Below are 2,716 nucleotides of genomic sequence, written 5' to 3' on the forward strand. Positions count from 1 at the left end.
TGTCGCCGTGACCGGCCAGCACGCCGTCGGGTCCGATCACCGCCGCGGCGGCGGCCTCGACTGGCCAATCCCGCAGAGCGTCGAGGGCCGCCATCACTTTCGGGCGATGTAGTAGTTGTTGATCGGGTCGGACTCGATCTCGGCGACCCGCACGTCGCCGAATCCGGCGTCGGCCAGCATCGCGGTGGCCAGCTGCGTCCCCCACGCCGTGCCCAGCCCGGCGCCGTCCAGCGCCAACGACACCGTCATGCAGTGCATCAGCGACGTCGTGTACAGGTAGGTGCTCATCGGAACGCCGACGTTGTCCTCGAGGCGGCTCGACGCCTTGATGTCGGCCATCAGCAGCACACCGCCGGGCCGCAGGGCGCGGTAGATGTTCTCCAGCACCTGCGCGGGCTGAGCCTGGTCGTGGATGGCGTCGAACACGGTGATGACGTCGTAGGCCTCGACCTTGTCCAACTCGGCCAGGTTGTGGCTCTCGAAGGTCGCGTTCGCCAGCCCGAGGTCGGCCGCCTCGCGGGCGCCGACGGCGATCGCCTCGTCGGAGAAGTCGATGCCGGTGAAGCGGCTGGCGGGGAACGCACGCGCCATCACGTTGATCGCGTGGCCGCTGCCGCAGCCGAAGTCCGCGACGTCGGCCCCGTCCCGCAGGCGTTCGACGAGGCCGTCCACCAACGGCAGCACCACGTCGACCAGGGCGGTGTCGTACACCACCCCGCTCTGCTCGGCCATCAGCGCGTGGAAGCGGGGGAACTCGCTGTAGTGCAGTCCACCGCCGTCGCGGAAGCAGCCGATGATCTTCTGTTCGACCTCGGCGAGCAGCGGGACGAACAGGGTCACCAGGGCGAGGTTGTCCGGGCCGGCGGCCCGGGTCAGCACGCCGGCACGGTGCGCGGGCAGCGAGTAGGTGGCGGTCTCGGCGTCATAGTCGACGACGTGCGCGGTCGTCATGCCGGCCAGCCACTCGCGCACGTAGCGCTCGTTGAGGCCGGCCGCCGCGGCGATCTCGGCGCTGGTGGCCGGCGCGAGCCCGGACATCGTGTCGAGCAGACCGGTCTGGTGCCCGATGCTCAGCAGCAGGGTCAGGCTCGCGCCGTCGATGGCCGCGGCGATTCGTTCGGTGAATTCGTCGCTGGTTTCCGAGGCGGTCTCGGGTGCTGCGTTCATCTGCGCCGCTCCTCTTCGTTTCGTTCCCCGCAAGCGGGTGGGGGTCCCACTGCATCGTCCCCGGCGCGCATGGTCAGCGACGGTACACCGTAGTTTGGTGGCCATGAGTCAGACAGTGCGCGGCGTGATTTCACGAAAGAAGGGCGAGCCCGTCGAGCTGGTCGACATCGTCGTCCCCGACCCGGGGCCCGGTGAGGCCCTGGTGGACGTCATCGCCTGCGGGGTGTGCCATACCGACCTGACCTACCGCGAGGGCGGCATCAACGACGAGTACCCGTTCCTGCTCGGCCACGAGGCCGCCGGCCGGGTCGAGGCCGTCGGGCCGGGCGTGACGGCGGTCGAACCGGGCGACTTCGTGATCCTGAACTGGCGGGCCGTCTGCGGCCAGTGCCGGGCCTGCAAACGCGGCCGCCCGCACCTGTGTTTCGACACGTTCAACGCCGCGCAGAAGATGACGTTGACCGACGGCACGGAACTGACGCCCGCGCTGGGCATCGGGGCGTTCGCCGACAAGACGCTGGTGCACGCCGGGCAGTGCACCAAGGTCGATCCCGCCGCCGACCCGGCCGTCGCGGGTCTGCTCGGCTGCGGGGTGATGGCCGGCATCGGCGCGGCGATCAACACCGGCGGCGTCACCCGCGACGACACGGTCGCGGTGATCGGCTGCGGCGGGGTCGGGGACGCCGCGATCGCCGGCGCCGCGCTGGTCGGGGCCCGGCGGATCATCGCGGTCGACACCGACGACACCAAGCTGGAGTGGGCCCGAAAGTTCGGCGCCACCCACACCGTCAACGCCCGCCAGGCCGATGTCGTCGAGGCCATTCAGGACCTCACCGACGGGTTCGGGGTGAACGTGGCGATCGATGCGGTCGGCCGGCCCGAGACCTGGAAGCAGGCCTTCTACGCCCGCGACCTCGCGGGCACCGTTGTGCTGGTGGGGGTTCCGACGCCCGACATGAAGCTGGAGATGCCGCTGATCGACTTCTTCAGCCACGGCGGGTCGCTGAAGTCGTCGTGGTACGGCGATTGCCTGCCCGAACGCGACTTCCCGACGCTGATCGATCTGTATTTACAGGGCCGGCTCCCGCTGGAGCAGTTCGTCTCCGAGCGCATCGGCCTCGGCGACGTCGAGGAGGCCTTCCACAAGATGCACGGGGGCAAGGTGTTGCGTTCGGTGGTGGAGCTCTAATGGTCGAGATCCAAAAGGTGGTCACCCACGGCACGTTCGAGTTGGACGGCGGCAGTTGGGAAGTCGACAACAACATCTGGCTGATCGGTGACAACTCCAACGTCGTGGTGTTCGACGCCGCGCACACGGCCGAGCCGATCATCGAGGCCGTGGACGGCCGGCACGTGGTCGCGGTGGTGTGCACGCACGGCCACAACGATCACGTCACGGTCGCGCCGGAATTGAGCGAGGCGCTCGACGCGCCGGTGCTGCTGCACCCGGCCGACGAGGTCCTGTGGCGAATGACGCACCCCGACAAGGAGTTCCGCTCCGTATCCGACGGCGAGACGGTCAAGATCGGCGGGACCGAGCTGCGCGCGT

3 protein-coding genes and 1 pseudogene are annotated in these 2,716 nt (G+C 69.3%); 2 read left to right on the forward strand and 2 right to left on the reverse strand.

What is annotated here, in order from left to right:
- Both A9X05_RS31240 and A9X05_RS20580 read right to left on the reverse strand, forming a co-directional pair.
- Positions 1 to 94 (reverse strand): annotated as a pseudogene (locus A9X05_RS31240) (serine hydrolase); the annotation flags it as partial.
- Positions 94 to 1,167: a class I SAM-dependent methyltransferase gene (locus A9X05_RS20580; protein WP_067783820.1), complete on the reverse strand. Its 1,074-nt coding sequence runs from the start codon at positions 1,165 to 1,167 to the stop codon at positions 94 to 96. The pseudogene A9X05_RS31240 and the gene A9X05_RS20580, both read right to left, overlap by 1 nt.
- Before the next feature lie 103 nt (positions 1,168 to 1,270).
- Between A9X05_RS20580 and A9X05_RS20585 the strand changes: the two genes are divergently transcribed.
- Both A9X05_RS20585 and A9X05_RS20590 read left to right on the forward strand, forming a co-directional pair.
- Positions 1,271 to 2,356 (forward strand): S-(hydroxymethyl)mycothiol dehydrogenase, encoded by a 1,086-nt coding sequence (locus tag A9X05_RS20585; protein WP_067783823.1) that lies wholly within the window; start codon positions 1,271 to 1,273, stop codon positions 2,354 to 2,356.
- Positions 2,356 to 2,716 (forward strand): MBL fold metallo-hydrolase (locus A9X05_RS20590; protein WP_156736865.1); only part of this gene is annotated, 361 nt, incomplete at its 3' end. The genes A9X05_RS20585 and A9X05_RS20590, both read left to right, overlap by 1 nt.

It is taken from the genome of Mycobacterium sp. E3298 (genome assembly GCF_001666895.1).
GTDB lineage: Bacteria > Actinomycetota > Actinomycetes > Mycobacteriales > Mycobacteriaceae > Mycobacterium.